Source organism: Thermodesulfovibrionales bacterium, from assembly GCA_035686305.1.
Lineage (GTDB): Bacteria > Nitrospirota > Thermodesulfovibrionia > Thermodesulfovibrionales > UBA9159 > DASRZP01.
In genome coordinates, this window is sequence record DASRZP010000040.1 from 1 (window position 1) to 22,915 (window position 22,915).

Sequence of the window (22,915 nt, forward strand, 5' to 3'; positions counted from 1 at the left end):
TGCTGCAGTTGCCTTTGACGCGATTGAAGCTGCCAAGGCGAGAAACATTGAAGTCGTTATCGTAGACACGGCAGGGAGGCTTCATACCAAGAGCCCCCTCATGGAAGAGTTGAAGAAGGTTCGGCGCGTTATCGACAAGTCTTTGCCGGGCGCCCCGCACGAGACACTCCTTGTTGTTGATGCCACTACAGGGCAGAATGCCTTGAAGCAGGCAGAGATGTTCAACAAAGCCATCGGTGTGACAGGGATCGCCCTCACCAAGCTTGACGGTACCGCAAAGGGAGGGATCGTCTTTGCCATCAAAAGGGAACTGGGCATTCCGATACGTCTTATTGGTATTGGCGAGGGAGTCGAGGATCTTCGGGATTTTGATTCAAAGGAATTTGTTGAGGCGCTTTTTTCATAAAGTCTATCCAGATGGGGAGTGCGGCCTTTGCCCCCGTTTCCTTTGGGCCCAGGGGCTTATGGTCGTCCCTGCCGACCCAGACGCCGACAACTAGGCTGTCGTCAAATCCGATGAACCACGCATCCGCATAGTCGTTCGTAGTGCCGGTCTTTCCATAGAGCGGTCTTTTGAGTTCCTTCGCCTTCTGGGCGGTTCCTTCCTCAACAACGGCATGGAGGAGCACTTTCATTTCACCGATGATTTCTTCTGAGATGAGTTCTGTTGTCTCAGGTCTCCGTTCCTCGATGGGGATCCCCTCACGGTTGATAATTCTCTCATAGAGCATCGGATTGACATGATACCCTGTGGCAAAGGTTCCGTAGGCAGAGACCATCTCCATGAGGGTCACGTCTGCCGCGCCGAGGGCTATCGGCAGATAGGGCAGGAGGATGCTCTTGATGCCGAGGGTTTGGGCCGTCTCGATGACGCTGTCAATTCCCAGCCTCTCTGCCAGTCTCACCGTGGCAGCATTCAAAGACTTTGCAAGGGCTGTCTTCAAGGTTACCGTGCCATGGTACTCCCCGTCATAGTTCTTGGGAGACCAGAGTTGTCCGGGCCTTGCGCCCTTGAAAGATATGGGAGCGTCGAGGATGGTATCACTTGCTCTCAGGCCGCTCTCGATAGCAGCGAGATACACAAAGGGTTTAAAGGCCGAACCTGGCTGTCGAAGGGCCTGGGTTGCACGGTTGAACTGGTTCTTCCAGAAGTCGGATCCTCCGACCATGGCGCGTATTGCGCCGGTCCTGATATCCATCGCAATCAATGCCGCCTGGATTTCACCTTTTGCCCTCCTTTCAAGGGAGGCAATGCCCTTTTCCACCGCCTCCTCAGCAGCCTTCTGCATTACCGAATCTATGGTCGAATGGATCCGGTAACCGGCTGTATAAAGTTCGCCGTTATACCGTGACTCGAGTTCATGACGGAGCATCTCGATGAAATATGGCGCCTCGTACTTGCGGAAGTGGGGGGTCATCGGAAGGGGTTCTTCATCAGCCTCTTCATACTGAGCCCTGCTGATAAATCCGTGGTCTAGCATCTGCCGCAGGACGACCGACCTCCTCTCCCGCGACTTCTCGGGATTCTTGAAGGGGGAGTATTGGGAAGGGGCCTTGGGCAGGGATGCGAGAAGGGCTGCCTCTCCAAGAGTCAGTCCATGGACGGATTTGCCGAAATAGGTTTCGCAAGCTGCCTCTATGCCGTAAGCCCTTGTACCGAAGTATGCCTGGTTCAGATAGAGGCCGATGATCTCATCTTTTGTGTAATGTTTCTCGATCTGAACAGAGAGGGCGACCTCCTTGATCTTCCTCTTGAGACTCCGCTCGGGCTTGAGGAAAAGCATCTTTGCGAGCTGCTGGGTGATGGTGCTTCCTCCCTGGGCAACGCTCCTCGTCTTTATATCGTGATAAAGGGCCCTGAGAATGCCGATGACGTCGACCCCCGGATGGTGGTAAAACCTCACGTCCTCTATCGCTATGAACGCCCTTTTCACGTGTTCCGGGATGGTGTAGTATGGGATAAAGGTCCTTCTTTCGATGTAAAACTCGGCAAGGACCTTCCCGTCCGCGGAATAGACAAGGGAAGAGACAGCCGGCGGGTATTCCTCAAGGGCCTTGATGACAGGGAGGTCCGAGAGGTTCCAGTAGAGGAGTCCTCCGGCTATTCCGACGAGAATTGCCAGGAAAAGGGACAGTATGAATGGTTTCCGCAGGCAGGAGGAACGACCGGATCCCGGTGATCTCTTCGATCTCTTCGACGCTCTCGAAGAAGGGATCCGGCCTTGATGGTGCTTTTCACCGTACGTTGCCATTACCCTATTATAACTTACCAACGTAAATGGGTTAAAATAGAGCACGCACTGTATTTTCCGTTTGAGCGGGCAGCAGGCAGGAAGCATCCTATGAAAGCTCGGCCCATCGGTGGATTTTGGCCGTGGGAAAGGTATATAATAGCACCTTGTATTTTTCGGAGACCGGAGGTAATTGATGGTAGTGAAGGGCAGGGTATGGAGATTTGGTGATGACGTAGACACCGATGCAATTATTCCTGCGAGGTATCTGAACACATCAGACCCAGCAGAGCTTGCGAAACATGTGATGGAAGATGCTGACAAGGACTTTCCTTCAAAGGTCCGGAAAGGCGATATCCTCATAGCGGGCAAGAACTTCGGCTGCGGTTCGTCGCGGGAACACGCCCCGATCGCCATCAAGGCTTCCGGTGTCCAGGCAGTTATTGCGAAGAGCTTTGCCCGGATATTCTACCGGAATGCCTTTAACATCGGACTCCCGATCTTTGAATCCGCAGAGGCCAGCGAGAAGGTACATGAAGGTGATAGTATTGAAATCGACGCCGGTACCGGTATTATCAGGAACCATACTCGTGGGGAACAGTACAAGGCCAAACCGATCCCGCTATTCATGCAGGAGTTGATAGGCGCTGGCGGGCTCATCGAGTGGACAAAGAAGAAGATCAAAGGAGCGGTGGCATGAGCAGGACATACAACATTGCAGTAATACCCGGCGACGGTACGGGGCCTGAGGTGGTAGCAGAAGGGATGAGAGTTCTCACCGCGGCTTCCAGGAGGTTCGGGTTTCAGTTGAAGCTGGACAATTTCGATTTCGGGGGCGAAAGATACCTGCAGACCGGTGCAACGATCAGTGCGGAAGAGATCGATACGCTGAGGGGCTATCATGCGATATACCTCGGCGCCATCGGCCATCCCGATGTGAAGGCGGGGATTCTTGAAAAAGGCATCCTCCTGAGGCTCCGTTTTGAACTCGACCAGTATGTGAATCTGAGACCCGTGAAGCTTTATCCCGGAGTCGACTGCCCGCTGAAGGACAAGGGGCCTGATGATATCGATTTCGTCGTCGTGAGGGAGAATACGGAAGGTCTCTATGCCGGTGCAGGCGGCGTCTTGAAAAAGGGCACGGCCGACGAGGTTGCCGTCCAGGAATCCATAAACACGAGGAAAGGCGTTGAACGGTGCATCCGCTTTGCCTTCGAATATTGCCGGAAGAGGAACAAAGGGAGGAAACTCACCCTCTGCGGCAAGACCAATGTTCTCACTTTCGCCTTTGACCTCTGGGAAAGGACGTTCCATGAGGTCGCGAAGGAATACCCTGATATCAAGGTCGATTACGCTCATGTCGACGCGATAACCATGTGGTTTGTGAAGAACCCTGAATGGTTTGATGTCATTGTGACTGATAACATGTTCGGCGATATCATCACCGACCTCGGCGCTATGATACAGGGGGGGATGGGAATCGCTGCCGGCGGAAACATCAACCCGAAGGGCGTATCCATGTTCGAACCGATCGGCGGATCGGCGCCCAAGTATAAGGGCCAGAATATCATCAATCCCCTTGCAGCCATATGTGCCGGGGGGATGATGCTTGAGCATCTCGGAGAGGATGCCGCGGGCAGAGCTATCGAACGAGCAGCGATGGAGGTTACCGGGAAACACCTCAAGAGTCTTGCAGCAGGCAAGATGGGATATTCTACGACGGACGTTGGGGATCTGGTGGTGAAGTATGTATCTGAGATGGCATGAGGAACTGTCTCCACGAGGGCAAACCTAGACTTCTTTCCCATACGTGTTCTGGAGATATAGGTACATTGTTAGGATAAAGGAGAGGAGAGATGTTGAAGAAGAAGGAGAACTATGTTGTTGCCGTTGTCGGCGCCACCGGCGCTGTCGGCAATGAAATGATAGCGGTCGTTGAGGAGAGGAGGTTCCCTGTTGAACGGTTAAGGCTCTTTGCCTCAGAAAGATCAGAGGGAAAGACCCTTGAATACCGAGGGAAGGAGGTACCGGTAGAGACGCTGAAGGAAGATTCCTTCGAGGGGATCGATATCGCGCTCTTTTCCGCGGGCGCAGAGCGCTCGAAGATGTGGGCCCCCGTTGCTGCTCAATCCGGGTGTGTTGTCGTGGATAATTCGAGCCAGTGGAGGATGGACCCCGAAATTCCCCTTGTGGTCCCTGAAGTCAACTCCCACGACCTGAAATGGCATAAGGGGATCATAGCAAATCCGAACTGCTCAACGATCCAGATGGTGGTGGTCCTGAAGCCGATCCATGACGCTGCAAAGATCAGGCGGGTGGTAGTGACGACGTTCCAGTCTGTTTCTGGGACAGGTAAGAAGGCGATGGACGAATTGCTCCAGCAGACCACAGACCTTCTGAACTTCAGGGAGATACAGTGCAATGTCTATCCCCATCAGATAGCCTTTAATTGTCTTCCCCATATCGACAAGTTCCTTGAGAACGGTTATACCAAGGAAGAGATGAAGATGGTGAAAGAGACGAAAAAAATCATGGGTGACGACTCAATCGGCGTTACTGCAACAACAGTGCGTGTGCCTGTTTTCCGATGCCATTCGGAAAGTATCAACATCGAGACTGAAAAAAAGCTTACTGCCGATGAGGCAAGGGCCGTCCTCGCATTGGCTCCCGGAGTGGTCGTGTTTGACGCCCCTGAAAAGAACGTGTATCCCCTTGCAATAAATGTGGCGGGCAAGGACGAAACCTACGTGGGCCGGGTCAGAGAAGACGAGTCGATAGAGAAGGGTCTCAATTTGTGGATCGTGTCGGACAACCTCAGGAAAGGCGCTGCACTCAATGCCGTGCAGATAGCGGAGAGACTCATCGCGATGGCATCATAACCCGGCTCCCGGTGAGGCGCGCCGCGAAAGAAAACTCGGACTTATTGCGAGCTGTCTCACGCGCCCGTTGAACCCGGTATGGAGAAGAGAAAAACCGTTGATCTTATCGTCCGTGCCGACTATCTCCTTCCCGTTGGGAGCGTAGCTACCGTTATTTCTGACGGGGCGGTGGCGGTCGAGAACGGAACGATCATTGCTGTCGGGCGTTTCGAGGAAGTCATCGCTGGATATGCCCCGGAAAAGATCATCGGCGGGAAGAACAGGGCTCTTATCCCTGGTCTCATTAATACCCACACCCACGCTGCCATGGTCTATTTCAGGGGCCTTGCCGACGACTTGCCTCTCAAGGAATGGCTTGAAACCTATATCTGGCCTGCCGAATCCCGATGGCTTAGTCCCGAATTCGTCTCGGACGCCATTGAACTCGCCTGCCTTGAAATGCTGAAGGCCGGGATCACAACCTATAACGACATGTATTTTTTTGGCGACGCAGCAGGCCTGGCAACAAAGAAGATGGGCATGCGAGCGGTACTCGGCGTTGGTGTCGTCGATTTCCCGACTGCCGTGGCGAAGACGACGGACGAGTATTTCGACAGGGCCGGGGAGTTTGTCGGGAAATGGAAGGCAGACACTCTCATCAGGCCCTGCATCGCCCCTCATGCATTGTACACGTGCGGTCCCGAGACGCTCAAAAGGGCAAGGAGTTTTGCCGATCAATCCGACATTCCCATCCATATCCATCTTTCCGAGTGTGAATGGGAGGTTCAGGAAATCCTATCGAGGTATGGAAGAACTCCGGTCAGGCATCTTGCGTCCCTCGGTTTCCTTGATGGAAGAGTCCTGGCGGCCCATTGCGTCTGGCTCGACGATGAAGAGGTCGGGATGCTGGCGGAGAGGGGGGTCGGGGTGTCGCATTGTATCGAGAGCAATCTCAAGCTTGCATCGGGTATGGCTCCTGTCACAACAATGCTCAAGGCAGGCATAAAGGTGACCTTTGGGACGGACGGCGCTGCGAGTAACAACGATCTGAACGTTTTGAGTGAGATGTCGACGGCTGCGAAGGTTCATAAGGCACTCTCGAAGGATCCAACCGCCCTTGATTCCAGGACGGCCCTCCTCATGGCGACCAGATGGGGCGCCGAGGTCCTCGGTCTCGGGAAGATCACCGGAAGCATCGAGAAGGGGAAGGCGGCAGACCTTGTGATCATCAATCTCGAGAAACCTCATTTAACGCCGATCTATGACATCTACTCTCATATCGCCTATTCGGTGAGGGCGTCGGATATCGAGACCGTTATCGTCAATGGCGTAGTTGTTGTCAATGAAGGTACTCTCTGCAGGGGCGACGAAGGAGAGATTCTTGCGAAGGCGAGAGCCTGGGCCGAAAGAATTGCGGGTCGATAGTGACTATGACACTATCCCAAGCTGATTCATGGGAGGAGACGATGAAAAATATGGTGCGGGGCTTGTTCCTCTTCAGTATGCTCGTTGTCTGTTGCTCAACAATAGCAGAGGGGGCCGATGGGGGCAGCTATCTGGAGAGAGGGGATTTCTATTACAACGAAGGCGAGTATGATCGGGCCATAAAGGATTACAGCAACGCCGTCTCTTTGAAGCCTGACCTTGCCGAGGCCTATTATCATCGGGGACTCGCATATTACAAGATGGACAAGTATGATGAGGCAATTGAGGATTACAGTAAGGCCATCTCCCTTTATCCTCCGCCCGGCGAAGCCCAACTTTACCACAATCGGGGACTCGTCTATCTCAAGAAAGGTTCCTATGACAAGGCCATTGAAGATTACACAAAGGCGATAACGATAAACCCCAAATTCACTGAAGGGTATCATAATCGTGGTATCGCGTATTCGCGGAAGGGCATGTATGACGAGGCGATTGAGGATTATAACAGGGCCCTGTCCATCAGGCCTAATTATGGCGGAGCGTATTTCTCGCGTGGTATCGCTTATGTGAGGAAGGCGGCGGAGGACTTCAGAAAGGTCTGTGATATGGGTGACAAGAATGCCTGTGAGAATCTTAAGCAGCTTTCGGAGGAATAGTCAAAGGGCTATTGTCATAATCTTGGCGGGGCAGAAGATCTTTCGAAAACCGGTGATCCGATTTCCGCGCGAGGGATACCGAAAGAGACGGGAGACGTCGTTTCCGCATCCTTCTTGGGCGTCATGAGGATGATACTGATTCTGCGGTTCCGTGGGTCCTTTGGGTCTTCTTTTATAAAAGGCAGCGTGTCAGCGAAACCTGCAACCCTTGTCAGACGCGCAGGGTCGAGTCCGTATTGTTCGAGGAGTTTTCGTGCGGCGAGCGCCCGTTCCGTTGAGAGCTCCCAGTTGCCGTACGTGGAAGATTTGTACAGCAGCGAATCAGTGTGGCCTTCGATGGCGACGGGGTTCGGTAAATTGCCGATGCTGTCACCGATCACCTGGAGTATTTTGGAAGCGAGGGGGGTCGGCGTTGACGCACCGAGGTTAAACATCGGCTTCCCCTCCTTGTCGACGAGCTGGATGCGCACCCCTCCTTCGAAAACATCTATAATCACCTGATCCTTGATGTCCCCGAGTCTTTCTTCGACTGCCTTCCTTATTGTCTCCTTGATCTCCTGGGGTTTTATCACATATCCTGTTCCCAGAAGTTCCCTGGTAGCCTTCTTCTCGTCTTCGCCGGGTTGGTCGAACATTTCACTCGATTTCTCCATAAAGGACGAACCGCTCTGCTGAAAGATGCTGAACCGCTTAAAGTATGCAGAGACCCTTGCCCTCTTTTCAGGAGCGATCATGGTAATGAGCCACAGAAGTAGGAAGAATGCCATCAGGGCGGTAACAAAGTCTGCATAGGCAACCTTCCAGGACCCGCCGTGGTGGCCCCCGTGGCCTGTCTTCTTAATCTTTTTGATAATGATTCTCTGCTCTTTCACTTCGGACGGGACCGTACTTCCTTCTCAAGTTCATCAAAGCTCGGTTTGGCCGTGCCGGGAATTGCCCTCCTCCCGAATTCCACGGCTATCTGGGGGGCCGCACCCCCTACAAAGGCCACGAGGGCAACTTTGATGACCTGGAAAAAGACGCTGTTTTGCTCTGCCGAGTGCTCGAGATTCGTTGCCATGGGACCGACGAACCCGTAGCACATCAAGACTCCGAGGAAGGTCCCCACAAGAGCTGCACCGATGCTGTGGCCGAGTACGGCAGGAGGCTGGTCAATCTTGCCCATGGTAAGGACAACGCCGAGAACCGCTGCAACGATACCGAGGCCGGGCAGGGCGTCTGCTATCTTTGCCACGCTGTTTGAAGGGATCATGGCCTCCTTCTGATGGGTCTCTATCTCGATATCCATGAGACTGTCGAGTTCGTGGGACGGGACATTTGTCGTTATGATCACCTTCAGATTGTCGCAGATAAAATCGATCGCATGGTGGTTAGACATGACACCTCTATATTTACTGAATATGGCGCTGTTCTGTGGATTTTCTATATCCGCTTCGACGGATATGAGGCCCTCCTTCCGTATCTTGGTAAAGAGCTGGAAGAGCAGGGAGAGGAGTTCAAGATAGATTGTCTTGCCGAGGTTCTTGGACTTTACGACCGTAAAGATATTTTTGAAAACGGCTGATACGACCTTTGGAGGAGATGCGATGAGAAAGCCGCCTATGGCTGCTCCGAAGATGATGACAACCTCAGCCGGCTGAAAGAGGACGCTGAGGTTCCCGTGCTCCATAAGGAAGCCACCTATGACCGAGCCTAAGACAACGATGATGCCGATGATCGCAAACATTACGGGTTTACCTCATGACAATGAAGAGGTGTCTTCATGGTTCTTTCGTGCCCCTCGCTCCTCCTGTCTGTTTCTCCGAACCTACCGCCTTTTCTCCATCGAAAAAGTCTGCATAATCGTTAGCGACATGGTTTCCTTCAGTCCTTGAGGGAAGGGGAAGTTCTATCGTGAACGTTGTACCTTCCCCCTCTGCACTTTCGACGGTTATGCTTCCTCCGTGTTCTGTGATAATGCCGTGGGAGATCGAGAGGCCGAGCCCTGTTCCTGATCCGACAGGCTTTGTGGTGAAAAAGGGGTCGAAGATCCGCGGGATGATATCCTTCGGAATGCCGGGACCATTGTCGGAGATCCCTACGATCACCTTTTGCCCGGCATTGTCAAGGCGTGTCGAGAAAACGATTGTCCCGTCATTCCTGTTAAGCTCGGAAATTGCCTGTTCTGCATTGAGGAGGATATTCAGGATCACCTGCTGGATCTGTTGCGAGTCAACAAAGACGCTCTTGACGACGTCATAGTCCCTCACAATCTCAATGTCGCTCGATCTCAGCCAATAAATCCGGAGTTCAATCGCCCTTTCAATGATATCATTGATCGACTCAAGGGTCCTGGAAGGGGTCTTTTGTCGTGAGAAGGTGAGGAGGTTTGCCACAATCTTCTTGCACCGGTCTGCGCTCTCAAGGATCTTCCGAAGTTCCTTTTCCATATCCCTGTCAGGAAACTTCATGCGGAGGATCTCCGTGTACGCTGTAATTCCGGTAAGGGGGTTGTTAATTTCATGAGCCACGCCCGACACCAGAAGACCGAGGGAGGCAAGCTTGTCGGAATGGTAAAGCTGGTCCTTGAGTCGCTTCATTTCGCTGATATTCTTCATGATGTAGATCGTCAAAGGCTTATCGCCATAATCCAGAGGAAAGGAACTGATGAGATAGATCTCGTCGTTGATACTTCTCTCTTCCGTATGGGGCTGGCCACTTTTATTCGGTATGCATGATTCCTCGGGATCGATTCCGAAGAGTTCATGACACTTCATTCCTATAATGTCTTGCGGTAGTTTCCCGAAAGCTGCCGAGAGAGCCCGGTTCGCTTTGACGATCGTTCCCTCAGCATCAGTCATAAAGATAAAATCGGTAATGGCGTCGAACATCGCTATCCAGTGCCTTTGGCTTTCGATGATAAGGTTGTCCCGCTCAGCGCGTTCAAGTTCCAACTCGTGCCTGGCGAGGGCTCGGTCAAGAATAAGGGGAAGGGAATCGAAATACCTGACGCCTTTCGTCAGACAATCATGGGCGCCTTCCCTCAGGGCCCTGAGCGCCGTCTCTTCATTGCCGGTCAACATCATCATGATCGCCGGTATCCGTATTCCCCGTTTCCTCATCTCTCTAAGGAATCCGAAGCCATCCAAGCCAGGAAGAACCTGGTTGACGAAGACGGCCTTTACGTTTTGCCTTTTTATGATATCGAGACCGGTCTCTGCCGATGAGACAAATTCAAGATTATTGTCCATTTCATACCGTCTGAAGACCATACGGATGAGTTCGTGGTCGAGGAGACTGCCATCGATGAAGAGCAGCGAAGCGTCTCCGAAATAGTCCTTGATCTTGCTTTGACTCCTATGGTGTTCCATGCTTGGCACTGACAAAAATAATGTCGACCCTTCTGTTCTTTGCGCGTCCTTCGGGTGTCACATTTGAGACTACCGGCCGGTATTCTCCGTATCCGGCAGCTGAAAACCTTGCCGGGTTGATGGTATGGTCGGCGAGAAGGGCCATGAGCACACTTGTTGCCCTGGCCGTGGAGAGTTCCCAATTCGATGCATTCTTCCCTCCCCGCACCGGCACATTGTCAGAATGTCCCTCGATCACGACGGCATTTTCAGTCCTCTTGAGCACAGAGGCGACAGATTGAAGGAGGGGTTTTGCCTCTTCCCTGATCTCTGCAGTGCCGCTGTCAAAAAGAACCGAATCGCCGAGGGATATGCGAACACCCCTCTTGTCCCGTGAAACAGTCACTCCCGGTATTGTAACAAAATTTTCGAGCGTTGACCTGATATCCTTTTCGAGTTGCATATCCTCATAGGGGATCGGCCGTATTCCCTCGATAATGTTGGTATTGAGTTCTCCCGATCCCGTTGCCCTGAAGGCCGATCTCATTGAGCCTGCAAAGCGCTCGAGTTTCCCCGTATCCACATGGCTGATCGCATACATGACTGTGAAGAACGCAAAAAGGAGCGTTATGAAGTCTGCATACGAAACTACCCATCTGTCCGTGTGATCGTCGTCCCTCTGTCGTCTCTTTCTCATCTTTCAACCCCGCTGACCCTCGTCGAGAAAGGCCCTGAGCTTCTCCTCAAGGTAATGGGTATTCATTCCCGACTGTATCCCGACAACACCTTCAAGCACCATCTCCCTCATCAAGAGGGAGCAGTGAAGTCTGTTTACGAGTTTTTTTGACATCGGAAGGAGGATGAGATTTGCCGAGCCCACTCCGTATATGGTTGCGACAAAAGCGACGGCAATGCCCGACCCGAGTTTCGCGGGGTCCGAGAGATTCTCCATGACATGAATGAGACCGAGGACAGCTCCGATGATCCCGATCGTCGGCGCAAATCCCCCTGCCGTTTCAAAGACCTTTGCGATCCGTCGTTTCTCGTCTTCGTATGTTATGTTTTCCTGTTCCATGGTCTCTTTCAGCATCTTCGGTCCCATGCCGTCAACGGCGAGACGCATGGCCTTCTGGAAGAAGGTATCCGTGATCTTTGAGATCTCCGGTTCCAGCGCAATCAGGCCATTCCGTCTCGCGATCGCTGAATAGCGGAGGATGTCTTTCAGGAAGACATCGGAATCGATCTTCTCACCAAAGAAGACATCCCTGAGAGAGGATGTTGCCTTCAGAATGTCTTGTAAGGGAAAGCTTAACATCGTTGCGCCAAAGGTTCCGCCAAAGACGATGGCCGCTGCTGTCGCCTGGAGCACGGACGTTATCTTGCCGCCCTCGAGGAGATTCCCGCCGATGACCGCAACAATTCCCAAGAGGATGCCTATGAGGCTCGAGCGATCCATGAAACATTACCCTCTCTGCTGCTTCTGCTTCCGTAACATTTCCCTCTGTCGTTTCAGGGTGTATCGGATGATTTCATCTCTCACGGTGTCGTCCATATCGATAAAGTGTAACCCTACTTCATAGGCCCCGCCGTCGGTCTCCTTTACCCATACTACCCTGCCCACGGTATTCACGCAGATGGGAGGGGTCGTGGGGAGAAGCATCCTGATCTCTCTCATATCGCCGATCTCGACCTTCTCATGGAGGGTCAGCCGGATTCCCGAAGCGCTCACATTAACAGCCTTATTTTCAGCCTCCGTAAGCCCGGTCTTTTCCATGGTGAGGGTTTCGAGGATCATATTCAACTTTGCGTCGATATCGACGAGTATGTTCCAGAGTTTGGGACTGATGGTTTCATCGGGAATACTCACATCATGCTGTTCCTTGCCGTAGCAGGAGAAGATACCTGATTTAACCGGTGTCAGATGTTCATCGATGATTCGGGATGTTACGGGGAAGACGTCGTCGACGCGGAAGTAGTCGCGTTTTTCCACCCACATCTTCTTGAGCTCTATCCTGCCCGCTTCTGCTGAAACGACCTCGGTATAATGATCCAGATGTTCCCATGAGACTACGATATATTGCCCCTTTGTGCATGCGAGGTGCGTCTCGTCGGGCTTCACAATGAGCGATTCCTCATCTGCCGAAATGATCGTACCACGGTACCGTCCTGTCTCGGCCATGAACCTGAAAAAGACCGTGTCCCCGGGGCTAACCTTCATGCGTCATGCCCCTTCCGGCCTTTGTCTGCATGAACGCATGAACGATCTCGGCATCAAATTGTGTTCCCGAGCATCTCTTCAGCTCTTCAATCGCGAAATCGTGGGTCCTTGCTATCCTGTACGGTCTCGATGACGTCATGGCATCATAGGTATCGGCCACGCTTAAGATCCTGACCGTCGTGGGGATACTGTCGCCCGAGATCCCGTGAGGATAACCTGTACCGTCAATCCTCTCATGGTGATAGAGAATGAGCTCCCTTTCCTTGGGAAAGAAGCGCAGCGGCTTTATGATATTATCACCTATGACGGGATGCATTTTGATCTCTTCCATCTCCTCGTCCGTAAGTTTCCCTGGTTTCAGAAGCACCGTGTCCCGGACGCCGATCTTTCCAACGTCGTGGAGATATCCGCCGAATTGGATGGCGTCTTTCTCTTCCCCGCAGATGTTCATGACCTCTACGATCTGGAGAGCATAGTCGGTGACCCGTTCAGAGTGCTGCTTCGTATAGGAGTCCCTCGCTTCTATGCTTATGACGAGCGACTTTAAGTTGTTGACGAGATTATTATAGAGAACCTCGTAGAGGGCGTTGTTCTCTATCCTCAGCGCCGCTTTCTTGGCAAAGGTCAACCCAACGTATATCTCATCGTCCATGAACGCTGAACCGTCAGCCTTGTCAGAAAGGTTCAGGACGCCGAAGACATCATCATTAATGACGAAGGGGATTGAAAAAAAAGGGGAGGTTAGGGGGATGCCACTATGTGGGTTAACCTCCCCGAATGGGGCGATGGAATAGGTTTTGCTCCTTACGACCTTCTCAAAGAGCGTTCCGGCATAGGCGATGTCCCGCAGCGTTGTTCCTATGGCACTCTTGAGCTTCAGATGACCGTTATCAATGATACCGAAGGACACCTCACGGGCCATGAGGAGTCTCGACGCCATTTCCACGACCCGTTCGTACATTTCATTATTGTCGTGAATCTCATCGAGTTCCGTGCTGATCGTCTGGAGAAGGGCGATTTCCTGGAGTTTCCTGAAGAGTTCTGCATTCAGTCGTCCGATCGATGCCTCAAAATCTCCTTTTTGGGCAATCTTCCCGAGCAATTTTCTTTCTCCCAGTATCCTCGCTGCCGTTGATGTCACCCTTTCGACGTTGAACGGTTTCGTTATGAAGTCCCGGGCGCCCTCCTTCATGGCATTGATCGCATTGTCAATGGTCGTGAAACCGGTGATGACGATGATCGGCAGGGTGGGGTCGAGGCGCTTCGTCTCTTTGAGGAGGTCCATGCCGTTCAGTCGCGGCATCGTAAGGTCGGTGAAGACAACGTCGTAATAGTTGTTTTTGACTTTTTCTATGCCTTCAAGGCCGTCTACGGCAACGTCTGTTCCGAAACCCCCAATACTTGAAAGGATATCCGAGAGGACGCCTCTGACGACGGGGTCATCATCGACTATTAATATCTTTCCTTTTTCCATCCCCCCTGACCAGCCTTTCCTTGAGTATTTCTGTTTCCTGAGTGGTAAGGATATCCATTGTCTTTAATCGTTCTATCCGCTCTATCCATCCCGTGATGATTTCAGGATTGTTGCTGTCCACAACGGTCTTGATGACAGCCATGTTCCGGTACGTCTCCCTCAGGAGTCTCGAGAGTTCCCTGTTCTCGTTCATGAGAACTGCCCTCTTGTACGCCTTTTCAGCGAGAAAGAGTATCTCTTCCACCTTGAAGGGCTTTGTCAGGTAATCGTAGACCCCTTCCTTTATCGCCTCAAGGGTGGTATCGAGGGTCCCGTAGGCTGTGAGGATGACGACGGCGACATCGGGGTCGATTCTAACAGCATGTTTTAGGACCTCGATGCCGTCGGCACCGGGCATCCTGAGGTCGGTTATGACGAGCTTCATATCTTCGAGCCTGAGCTGCCGTATGGCGTCTATGCCGTCTCTTGCTGAAACTACCGGATATCCCTCGCGGAGTAGGAGGGAACTGATCACGTCCCGGGCTATGTCGTCGTCGTCTGCAACAAGGATCTTGAAATCTTTCTTATCCACCTATCTTATTTCCGTATCCTTTCCAGCACCTCACTCTTCGCCTGTTCGAGGATCTGTTTCTTCTTGGCTTCCGGGGAGATGAGCACAATGTCCTGGGGCTCTCCCTGTTCTTTTTCTAAGATCGCTGATGGTTTCAGTTTCGACACCCTGTTGTAGAGGTGCATCACCTCATTGATCTGAAAGGGAAAGAGCGTCATGATAGCTGCCTCCATGCAACCCTGAGTTTTTTCAGAAGCCCTTCGACATTTCTGACCTTTACCGAATCGTTCGTAGTGTTTGCGATAGTCAGTTCTCTCAACATATAGAGATAGATGTCCTGGAGGCTGAGAGCGGTCTGTCCCCCGGCGTCAAGGTTGAGGGACGCAAGGAGGTTTTCTATAACAGCCATTGACTTTGACAGATAGCGGTCCTTTTGTAAGCCCCTGCCCTGATTCATATAAGAGACGGTCTTATTGAGATACACTATCGCGCCATCATAGAGCATAATAATGAGATCAAGGGGTGTAGTGGAGGTATCGACGATGATGTGGTTATAGGTACTCTGAACGTTCGTTGCGTTCACTAACATCTCGCTTCCTCTCATCATTGTCAGCTGTTCGTTCATTTCCTTATCTTACTTATCGGAAGATCTCTGAAAAACTTTAGAGGAGAAGGCCCTCCGGTCTTTTCAGAGAAATTCGATTGCAAAATGAGGATGTTAGGGAATGTAATCTAAGGTGAAAGGACAAGGCGATCCTGTCTGTTTCCCTCTATTCATTAATATGGTGATTCTCTCGAGACCAGGGGCTTCCCCTTCCTGGTGCAATGCATCTTCAATCTCTCGCTTTTTATATTGTCGTTTCATCTTTTCCGGAATCCCTATGTTCCGCCTTGCAATTCCCAAGACGCGCGGCAAACTAACGTTTTCCTGGGGAGGGCCGAAGAGAATACCATGAAAGCAGCGGCAAAAACCGGAAAAACAAAAAGGGGAAGAAGAGTGATTAAAGTTTTTTGGAAAAGTTCCGATGAGAATGGGAGAAGCAAAAGGCAAGGTCGCGAAGGAGGTGAAGAAAGAAGTTAAGACCGACGGGCAGTAAATGGCGATATGATCGGCAAGAGTAGAAACACCCGGCAAGAAGTGTCGGAAAAAACCTTAGAAAAAGGAGAATCACCATGGCTATCAATGATATCAGCTTAACCGCTGGAATGCGGGCGAACCTCGTAAGTCTTCAGGGAACAGTCGATCTCCTCAACAGGACACAGCAGCGCTTGAGCACAGGCAAGGCAGTCAACAGCGCTCTCGACAACCCGACTGCCTTTTTCGCAGCACAGGCGTTGACAGGCCGCGCGTCTGACCTTGCTGCTCTCAAGGACGGCATGGGTCAGGCAGTTCAAAGCATCAACGCAGCAAATTCGGGAATTACTGGCATTACCAACCTGGTCGAGGCCGCAAAAGGTTTAGCTCAGTCAGCATATACATCCTCTGATACGAGCACCCTTGATACCCAGTATTCCGATCTTATGACCCAGCTCGATGCGCTTGCGGGCGATTCCGGCTATCAGGGTACAAATCTTCTCAATGGCGATACCTTGCATGTCAAATTCGAGGGTACGACCTTGGATGTCTCAGGGACATCGTCAAAATCGTCGGATCTCGGCATCGATACTGAGTCCTTTGCATCAGCAGGAACAATCGATAAGGCAATAAGCGACCTTAATGCTGCGCTCGGCACTCTGAGAACCACTTCAGCAGGGCTGTCGGCAAACCTCAGCGTCATCCAGACCCGTCAGGACTTCACGACGAGCATGATAAATGTGCTCACGACAGGTTCCGACAGTCTGACGAACGCTGACATGAACCAAGAAGGTGCTAACATGCTGATGCTGCAGACACGACAGGCACTCGGCACAACAGCCTTAAGCCTTTCCTCGCAGGCTGCACAGTCAGTCCTGAGGTTGTTTGGTTAAGGAGAAGACTCTGGATCGAGGTGGGGGAAGAAATCCCCCACCTTTTCCAATAGAAAGGAACGGCTATGATGATCAGAAGTATACAGATGAATCAGATGTCGCCTGCCGTCTATCGACAGAGTGACGGGGGTGCGGAGGCAAAGAGCGTTTCGCCTGACACGAGCGTTTCTGCGAGACCTTCAGATCTTCCAGCACAGAACGTGTTGGCCCATATTGATTATTTTAAAGAACAACTGGACGCAATCCTCACGCAATATCCGCCCTTTTTCCCGCCGGGGAGTTACCAGCGGATAGATCTGATTAAAAAGATAAGGGGACTTCAGGACGAGGTAGGAAAGTCATCGCTGCCGGCTGATATCAAAAAGGCTGTCGGGGGGCAGAAACTCGCCGACGATGCAACTGATGGTGAAATAGGTGCTGCGATACAAGGCCTTCTGAACGTGAGCAATAAGGCCTCCCAGAAGATATCTGCTGTCAAGGATGCGGCTCGGCAGGGGTCGATCCTTAATACACGAGTCTGAGAACGGTGCTGAAAGAAGATGGCTCTGAAGATAACGCTTAAACCGAACGAGAGGTTGATTCTCGGCGGGGCAGTGATCGCAAATGGAAAGGCCAGGAGCGAATTTGTCGTCGAAAACAATGTCCCCATCCTTCGCGAAAAGGACATTATGAGTTTGAAAGACGCCGATTCCCCGTGCAAGAGGATTTATTTCGTGGTGCAGCTTATGTATGTTGATGAAAAGAACATGCCCGATCATCATAAGGCCTACTGGGAACTGGTGAAGGATGTTGCAGAGGCCGCGCCGAGCAGGAGACCGTTACTTCATGAGATCAGCGATCTTATTTTGCATGGCAGGTATTACCGGGCGCTTAAACTCATTCATAAACTCATAGACTATGAGCAGGAGGTCATCAATCGTGTACGCAAGTCAACTTGAAGCATACAGGACTGTCGAGAAAACAACCATGTCAGGAAGAGAGCTAGAGGCGTCAGTGCTCGCCAAGGCCGCACTGATGCTTAAGGAGTGCCAGGACAATTGGGAAGGCCCTGACCATGCTGCCCGGTTGCAAAAGGCCCTGAGGAATAATCAGATGGTCTGGACCATCTTCGAGTCGGAGCTTGCAAGGGAGGACAATCCTCTTCCAAAGCAGTTGAGGTTGGATATCCTGAGGCTCGGCGGATTCGTTGACAAGCGCATTTTTGAGGTCATGGCAAACCCATCACCTGAAAAATTGACGATGATTATCAACATCAACTTAAATCTTGCAGCCGGCCTCAGGGGGGCACCGTAGCCACGGATCTTCCGATCGGACGCTCCAGTCCAGTCTACCTCATTGTTTAGGAACTACATAAAAATTTACAGCGTTTATGTTGACGAACTTGTGCTTAACAGTATAGTTGATGTCACTAAGCATATTTTCAAAAGCGGGAACATTGTTATTCATGATTTCTATGAGGATATCAGGTTTGAAGGCAGTTATTGTATTTCGTGCTCCCTCAAGCACTTCCATTTCCATTTCTTCGACATCGATCTTCATGAAGTCGATCTTTTCCTGAATCAGTTCGTCTATCGGGAAGACCTCTACACCCCCGGCTTCGTCTGACTCCAGATGTGCCGCGCCAAGGTTGTTTGGGTCCTTATCGTTTAACGAGAAGAGGCCACGTTCTTTGCCCACTCCAACACCGAGCTTCGAGATATCAAGGCTTGAACAGCCGTTGATTTCTAGGTTACTCTTGAGCAGTCGAATTGCGCGAGGATTTGGTTCGATAAGGATCACCTTTGAGGGGTTCATGAATTTTTCATAGTATACGGCGTGGTTCCCTATGTTGGCCCCGACTTCCAAAATTACAGAGTCGGGTCGAACCGAACCTGCGATGAATTCTAGCTCCTTTGTTTCGAAGAACTGCCCGCGCAAATAATTCTGTTGAATCAAATCGGACGCATTGCTGATCTGGAACCTTATAGTCTGCCCTTTATAGCTAAAGGCTGCTATAGACCCCCGACGATATCGATGCAATATTGCCTCAACGGCTTTCCGCCAGTCCAAACCGGTAGCTGATCTCGGCCCTTGGGAATGCTGTCCACGACGGTTATAGAAAAAGGGTATGGGTATCTTGATACATTTATAACTTTCCCAGATGCGCATGTAGTAATCAAAGTCTTCTCCTATATCAATTGATTCATCAAAGACCTCTGAAAGGGCTATCGTTGTTTTTACAAAATGACCGATCTGCAGGGTGAGGAATGGATCACAGGAAAGCACGTCTTCAATTGAATAGAGAAAAGGCAGCTGGCCAGGACGCTCATGTGCAACAGTCTCGCCATGTTCAATAGGCCATATTGCTCCCCATATGGCATCGTATCGGTCCAGGTAAGGCGAAACGCTTTCGAATGCCCGTGGTGCCATCTCATCATCAGCATCGATAAAAAAGATCCAGTCAACGCCCATTTCTGCAGCTTTTCGTACCCCCAGGTTGCGAGCCCTGGATCTGCCGAGGGTTCCTTCAGAATCGACTATTGAAAGGGGTATCATTTCCGAAAAGCGGCCTGGATGCAGATCATATGCTCTTTGCGCAGTCTGAAGACACTTCTTATAAAGATCGAGATGCCCAGGCCCGACAGGAGTAACGACGGCACATCGGTAGGTCCTGTCCAGCGAGACAACAGGGAAGATTTCAGTCAGGGGCAGTTCAGACTCTTGGTAGTTCGAGCTGTTTCTGTATGAATGGCCGATGGTGAAGTCGGGCATGGTCTGCTTTACAGCATACTCTCTTAGGAATGAAGAGACACTGTCAAAGATCTTTTTCCAGTCCTGGTGTTGTTTCTGCCGGAACAGCCGAACGGATGGGTACCATGGCGTATCTTCATGATCCTTCATCCACCTCCAGTCACAACCACGCGGCAGTAATGCCCATACGGGAACCCCTAAAGCGCCGGCCATGTGAACTGTAGAATTGTCCACGGAGATAACGAGATCGAGCTCGGCGATCTGCGCTGCAAAGTCGTCAAGGTCTTTGAGCGGATCAGCGTCGTCCCAATCATGAATCGTGATGCCGAGGTTGTATCTTACCGATTGGAATTCCTCAGTACAGTCGCCATACTGGAGATTGATAAAGTGGACATGTGGCACGGAGAGAACGCTTATCCACTCGTCAAGTTTTGTTGACCGCATTGTGCGCACACTAGACTCTTTGCCCCCTCGCCAAGAAACGCCGACCTTCAGCCCCTCTCCGAGAGCACTGAAACGATTTTGCCATTTCTCTCTTCTTTTAGGATCGGCGATAAGATAGAATTTCTGTTGCGGAAAGCTTCTGACGTTGGGACGCAGATGCAATGGCAGACTACCCATGGGGATTACCGCGTCCACAGACTGAAGTTCGACGGGCAACGATTCTCGGATTAATGGGATTACGGTTAATCGTGGAAATGAACGTGAGAAGAGAGGTACGAGGCGGTCGTCACATTCAACAATGCAGCGCTCTGGTAGATGCATGATATCAGGAAAAAGCGAAGCAAACATAATCTGGTCGCCGATGCCCTGTTCCGCATAAATAAACAAAGTCTTATGAGTCAGGGACCACCCATCCCATCGCGGATAAGGAAAGGACTTCGGCGCTGATTCCCTTACCAGGGACCGCCACTCGTATTTTCTCCAGCCGGTAGTAAACCGACCCAAGTGCAGTTGTGCGAGTGCCAGGTTCCAGTGCGCTTCGGGAAGGTCGAGCTGAATGGCAATCGCTCGTTCGCAGCTTTCGATGGCCTTTTCTATCTGCCCGTCGTCGCGGTAAGTTATACCGAGGTTGTTATGGGCCTCTGCGAAATCGGGTTTGAGCTTCAGCGAGATCTGTCCGCATTCAATGGCTTCTTGTATGCGTCCTTTTTTTCTGTAGACAATACCGAGATTGTTATATGCCTCTTCAAAATCTGGACGGATCTTTATCGCTTTCTTGTAAAAGCATTCAGCTTCTTCATACCGCTCCAGGTCCTTGAGGACATTCGCCAGATTGAAATGTGCCTCTGCGTAATCCGGCCTGATCTTGACGGCAAGCGCGTAGTGGGCGATGGCCTCTCGGTCCTTTTTCATGTTACGAAAGAGCAACCCTAGATTATAATGAGCCTCATAATAGGCCGGTTTTAATTCCAGGGCATGGAAGTAGCTCTTTGCTGCTTCTTCAAGCCTGTCCAGGAGCTGTAACGCTTTGCCGAGGTTGTAGTGTGCCTCAGCAAGGACTGGATTCAGCCGAATCGCTGTTACATAGTGCGTGACGGCATTCTCAGTCTCCCCATGGTCACAGAGCATGTTTGCCAGGTTGTAATGTGCCTCTGCCATCCGCGGCTCAAGGAAAATGGTTTTCCGAAAGGCTGCTATGGCGTCGTAATTCTTCCCCTGTTCCTTGAGCACATTTCCAAGATTAAGGTGGAAGAACGCAGCTTTGCCGTCTAAACCAATAGCTTTCCTAATAAGTTCTTCTGCTTCAATGTGATTCCCCATCTGATAGAAGGCCATGCCGAGGAGATGAAGTGCATCGGGATGATTTGGCTCAACGGCGAGAATGGCCCGATAGCATGATTGTGCTTCCTCTATCTGACCGCTTCGGTGGTATTCTAAAGCTCGGTGAAGCCTTCTCTCCACGTCCTTCTTTTTCTTCAATCCGAATTTAGCCAAGCCTATCGAGACCTCCTGAAAAGACATTTTTTATCTGATCAAAGATTCTTTGCAGGTGTCACTCTTAATTAAATTCAGCAATAACTATGCCTAATCCTATTTTAGCTACAACATATTGATAATAAATAAAGTTTGATACGAGAGGTCTCATCTCGTGATGTGTCATTTTTATGGCATGAGGTTGTGCCCTGTCGACAAATGGTATTTTAAAGTATTAAGGCAAATCAGCCGATATGTATAGTAGAATGCATATTCAGAAGTAACGGGAGAATACCTTGATTTCTATCGGAAGCACTACAATAGACGCACTGTTTACAGCTATCCCAGAACAGCAGGACCAGTTCGATGTCCTGGCGAATAATGCGCTATCGAGGGGCATAGATCTTTACCAGAAGGGGAATTATGACGGCGCGGTCAAAGAGTTCCGGAGGTCCGTCGGGCTATCGCCGAATTCGTCCTACACGCAAAATGCATACGATTATATGGTTCAGTCCCTCCTGAAGCTGGGTCGGACCGATGAAGCGATCAAAGCCTACCAGCAGGCCATCAAACTTGACCCAATGAATGACAGCTATCACCTCAATCTCGGCAATGTATATTTTAGTTTGAACAGATATGATGACGCAGTTGCGGAATATAAGGAGTCCGTGCGAATCAATCCGACATCGACGCTCAACCGTTATTCCCTCGGACAGGCCTATCTGCAGACCGGCAACTACGCGGAGGCCGAGCGGGCGTTCAAGACCGTGGCCACCCAAACCTCTCACGACGCGAACGTTATGTTTGCCCTTGGGCAGACGTACCGCCGTATGGGCAGATATAATGATGCGGTTGATGAGCTTAAGTCAGCCATAGCTACTAAGAAGGATTTCGGATATGCTTACCTCGAGCTCGGTTTTGTGTATGCCGATGAAAAGAATTTTGACAGTGCGCAGGAACAGGTCTCAGCCCTATCATCGATTGACAAATCACTGGCGACCCAGCTTGGTTCATATATTTATCAGCTGAAGAACCCGAGGATCTTGGCCGCTTACAGCACTGATCTCCCTGTCACCGATGGGCCGGGCACGAAGGTCTCTGACATTGATCCTTCACTTGCAACTCCCAATTCCACGAAAAGATTTGTTATGCATTTTATCTTCAGTAAGCCAATGGATGTGTCGACCGTGCAGAACCCCGCATTCTGGAGCATCACCAAGGCCGATGGTCGGAACTGGGGTGGTGTTTACAACTGGGGAATGCCGACACCAGCTACCGAGGTTTCGTTACCTGTTCCGGATGTCGTTTTCTATCATGAGAATACCCAGACTGCGGATGTCACCTTTCAGATCAGCCAAAACGCTTCGGGGGACGGTACACTGGATCCGGCCCATCTCGTATTCAGGTTCCGTGGCAAGGATGCCTATGGAATGACAATGGATCAGTCAGCCGACGAATATAGCGGTTTTTCCAAAATTGTGTAGTCGTTATATTGCGCTTGCGTCTCCGAACCCCTTGCCACAAAAGGTGTCGGCAGAAAATCTGTTATAATCATGCCA

24 protein-coding genes are annotated in these 22,915 nt (G+C 51.1%); 12 read left to right on the plus strand and 12 right to left on the minus strand.

All coding sequences use genetic code 11. The features are described from left to right. Window positions 1-406 (plus strand): signal recognition particle-docking protein FtsY (locus VFG09_04285; GenBank protein HET6514355.1); only part of this gene is annotated, 406 nt, incomplete at its 5' end. Here the strand turns inward: VFG09_04285 and VFG09_04290 are convergent. Beyond that, window positions 330-2,252 carry a PBP1A family penicillin-binding protein gene (locus VFG09_04290; protein ID HET6514356.1) on the minus strand — a complete coding sequence of 641 codons (1,923 nt, stop codon included), beginning with the start codon at window positions 2,250-2,252 and terminating at the stop codon, window positions 330-332. The genes VFG09_04285 and VFG09_04290 overlap by 77 nt on opposite strands. A gap of 175 nt (window positions 2,253-2,427) precedes the next feature. Between VFG09_04290 and leuD the strand changes: the two genes are divergently transcribed. The 5 genes from leuD (at window position 2,428) to VFG09_04315 (ending at window position 7,170) form a co-directional block, all read left to right on the plus strand. After that, window positions 2,428-2,931: a 3-isopropylmalate dehydratase small subunit gene (leuD, locus tag VFG09_04295; protein HET6514357.1), complete on the plus strand. Its 504-nt coding sequence runs from the start codon at window positions 2,428-2,430 to the stop codon at window positions 2,929-2,931. Continuing rightward, entirely contained in the window at window positions 2,928-3,998 is a 1,071-nt protein-coding gene (locus VFG09_04300) for a 3-isopropylmalate dehydrogenase (GenBank protein HET6514358.1), read from the plus strand. Before leuD ends, VFG09_04300 begins: the two co-directional genes overlap by 4 nt. Window positions 3,999-4,087: 89 nt before the next feature. Then, a complete protein-coding gene (locus VFG09_04305; protein ID HET6514359.1) occupies window positions 4,088-5,110 on the plus strand; it encodes an aspartate-semialdehyde dehydrogenase in 1,023 nt (340 codons plus the stop codon). Window positions 5,111-5,188: 78 nt separating this feature from the next. Continuing rightward, the gene (locus VFG09_04310; protein HET6514360.1) at window positions 5,189-6,514 is read left to right on the plus strand and encodes an amidohydrolase family protein; all 1,326 of its coding nucleotides are present in this window, start codon (window positions 5,189-5,191) and stop codon (window positions 6,512-6,514) included. Between the two features lie 41 nt (window positions 6,515-6,555). After that, window positions 6,556-7,170 (plus strand): tetratricopeptide repeat protein, encoded by a 615-nt coding sequence (locus VFG09_04315; GenBank protein ID HET6514361.1) that lies wholly within the window; start codon window positions 6,556-6,558, stop codon window positions 7,168-7,170. A 14-nt stretch (window positions 7,171-7,184) separates the two neighbouring features. Here VFG09_04315 and VFG09_04320 read toward each other — a convergent pair whose 3' ends face one another. The 10 genes from VFG09_04320 to fliS are packed head-to-tail and all read right to left on the minus strand — an operon-like array spanning window position 7,185 to window position 15,330. Beyond that, window positions 7,185-8,042 carry a flagellar motor protein MotB gene (locus VFG09_04320; protein HET6514362.1) on the minus strand — a complete coding sequence of 286 codons (858 nt, stop codon included), beginning with the start codon at window positions 8,040-8,042 and terminating at the stop codon, window positions 7,185-7,187. Continuing rightward, window positions 8,039-8,896, minus strand: a complete 858-nt coding sequence (gene motA / locus VFG09_04325) for a flagellar motor stator protein MotA (GenBank protein ID HET6514363.1) — start codon at window positions 8,894-8,896, stop codon at window positions 8,039-8,041. The genes VFG09_04320 and motA overlap by 4 nt, the downstream gene beginning before the upstream one ends. A gap of 34 nt (window positions 8,897-8,930) precedes the next feature. Beyond that, window positions 8,931-10,520 carry an ATP-binding protein gene (locus tag VFG09_04330; protein HET6514364.1) on the minus strand — a complete coding sequence of 530 codons (1,590 nt, stop codon included), beginning with the start codon at window positions 10,518-10,520 and terminating at the stop codon, window positions 8,931-8,933. Further along, window positions 10,507-11,196 (minus strand): OmpA family protein, encoded by a 690-nt coding sequence (locus VFG09_04335; GenBank protein HET6514365.1) that lies wholly within the window; start codon window positions 11,194-11,196, stop codon window positions 10,507-10,509. Before VFG09_04335 ends, VFG09_04330 begins: the two co-directional genes overlap by 14 nt. A 3-nt stretch (window positions 11,197-11,199) precedes the next feature. Next, window positions 11,200-11,955 carry a flagellar motor protein gene (locus VFG09_04340; GenBank protein HET6514366.1) on the minus strand — a complete coding sequence of 252 codons (756 nt, stop codon included), beginning with the start codon at window positions 11,953-11,955 and terminating at the stop codon, window positions 11,200-11,202. Between the two features lie 6 nt (window positions 11,956-11,961). After that, a complete protein-coding gene (locus VFG09_04345; GenBank protein ID HET6514367.1) occupies window positions 11,962-12,717 on the minus strand; it encodes a PilZ domain-containing protein in 756 nt (251 codons plus the stop codon). After that, entirely contained in the window at window positions 12,707-14,191 is a 1,485-nt protein-coding gene (locus VFG09_04350; GenBank protein HET6514368.1) for an HD domain-containing phosphohydrolase, read from the minus strand. The genes VFG09_04345 and VFG09_04350 overlap by 11 nt, the downstream gene beginning before the upstream one ends. Next, window positions 14,160-14,762, minus strand: a complete 603-nt coding sequence (locus VFG09_04355) for a response regulator (protein ID HET6514369.1) — start codon at window positions 14,760-14,762, stop codon at window positions 14,160-14,162. Before VFG09_04355 ends, VFG09_04350 begins: the two co-directional genes overlap by 32 nt. Window positions 14,763-14,767: 5 nt before the next feature. After that, window positions 14,768-14,959 (minus strand): hypothetical protein, encoded by a 192-nt coding sequence (locus VFG09_04360; GenBank protein ID HET6514370.1) that lies wholly within the window; start codon window positions 14,957-14,959, stop codon window positions 14,768-14,770. Beyond that, window positions 14,956-15,330, minus strand: a complete 375-nt coding sequence (fliS, locus tag VFG09_04365; GenBank protein ID HET6514371.1) for a flagellar export chaperone FliS — start codon at window positions 15,328-15,330, stop codon at window positions 14,956-14,958. Before fliS ends, VFG09_04360 begins: the two co-directional genes overlap by 4 nt. Window positions 15,331-15,693: 363 nt before the next feature. On the opposite strand from fliS, the gene VFG09_04370 reads away from it, so the two are divergent. The 5 genes from VFG09_04370 to flaF all read left to right on the plus strand — a co-directional run bounded on the left by VFG09_04370 (window position 15,694) and on the right by flaF (window position 18,002). Next, window positions 15,694-15,822: a hypothetical protein gene (locus tag VFG09_04370; protein HET6514372.1), complete on the plus strand. Its 129-nt coding sequence runs from the start codon at window positions 15,694-15,696 to the stop codon at window positions 15,820-15,822. 92 nt (window positions 15,823-15,914) lie between these two features. Continuing rightward, on the plus strand, window positions 15,915-16,709 hold the full coding sequence (locus tag VFG09_04375; protein ID HET6514373.1) for a hypothetical protein: 795 nt from the start codon (window positions 15,915-15,917) through the stop codon (window positions 16,707-16,709). A gap of 65 nt (window positions 16,710-16,774) precedes the next feature. Continuing rightward, on the plus strand, window positions 16,775-17,230 hold the full coding sequence (locus tag VFG09_04380; protein ID HET6514374.1) for a hypothetical protein: 456 nt from the start codon (window positions 16,775-16,777) through the stop codon (window positions 17,228-17,230). A gap of 18 nt (window positions 17,231-17,248) precedes the next feature. Then, a complete protein-coding gene (locus VFG09_04385; GenBank protein HET6514375.1) occupies window positions 17,249-17,647 on the plus strand; it encodes a flagellar biosynthesis repressor FlbT in 399 nt (132 codons plus the stop codon). Then, on the plus strand, window positions 17,628-18,002 hold the full coding sequence (gene flaF, locus VFG09_04390) for a flagellar biosynthesis regulator FlaF (protein ID HET6514376.1): 375 nt from the start codon (window positions 17,628-17,630) through the stop codon (window positions 18,000-18,002). The genes VFG09_04385 and flaF overlap by 20 nt, the downstream gene beginning before the upstream one ends. A gap of 39 nt (window positions 18,003-18,041) precedes the next feature. Here the strand turns inward: flaF and VFG09_04395 are convergent, their stop codons facing one another. Next, window positions 18,042-21,404 carry an FkbM family methyltransferase gene (locus VFG09_04395; protein ID HET6514377.1) on the minus strand — a complete coding sequence of 1,121 codons (3,363 nt, stop codon included), beginning with the start codon at window positions 21,402-21,404 and terminating at the stop codon, window positions 18,042-18,044. A gap of 248 nt (window positions 21,405-21,652) precedes the next feature. Here VFG09_04395 and VFG09_04400 point away from each other — a divergent pair, with 248 nt between their 5' ends. Continuing rightward, window positions 21,653-22,840, plus strand: a complete 1,188-nt coding sequence (locus tag VFG09_04400; protein HET6514378.1) for a tetratricopeptide repeat protein — start codon at window positions 21,653-21,655, stop codon at window positions 22,838-22,840. Window positions 22,841-22,915 lie beyond the last annotated feature (75 nt).